We start from the raw sequence: 614 nt of genomic DNA on the forward strand, positions 1-614 counted from the left end.
GAGGGAGAGGGAGAAGGCGAATGGCACAGGCGCAAGCACGGCGGCTCGAAACGTCGGATCTGGCGTAAACTCCATATCGGGATCGACGAAGGATCACTGGAAGTCAGGGCCGTTGAGATCACGGGAAACGATGTCGGTGATGCCCCGGTTCTGCCGGCGCTTCTGGCTCAAATCCCCGAAGATGAGATCATCGCGAGCGTTACCGCCGACGGCGCGTATGATACCAGGCGATCCCATGAAACCATCGCCGACCGTGGTGCCCAGGCTGTCATTCCCCCTCGGAAGAACGCAAAACCGTGGAGCCTCACATCACCGGGGGCCATAGCCCGCAATGAAGCCCTGCGGGCTTGCGAGCGTCTCGGGCGGGCCATCTGGAGACGATGGAGCGGTTATCATCGACGAAGCCGTGTCGAGACGAAAATGCATTGTATCAAATTGCTGGGGCAGCGTCTGACAGCGCGGAATTTCGACCGACAGGTCACGGAAGTTCACGTCCGCATCGCCATCCTCAATCGCTTCACAGCGCTCGGAATCCCCTTCACGCAGGCCATTCAGTAAAGAATAGAGCCTCAAAGGAAGTATCACGTCTACATATCAAATTCCGCAACAGAGCC

1 protein-coding gene is annotated in these 614 nt (G+C 58.1%); it reads left to right on the forward strand.

What is annotated here, in order from left to right:
• A partial coding sequence (locus PWM43_RS15340; protein ID WP_289843330.1) for an IS5 family transposase occupies nucleotides 1-558 on the forward strand: 558 nt, incomplete at its 5' end.
• Between the last annotated feature and the right edge of the window lie 56 nt (nucleotides 559-614).

It is taken from the genome of Brytella acorum (assembly GCF_029309905.1).
GTDB classification, from domain to species: Bacteria; Pseudomonadota; Alphaproteobacteria; order Acetobacterales; family Acetobacteraceae; genus Brytella; species Brytella acorum.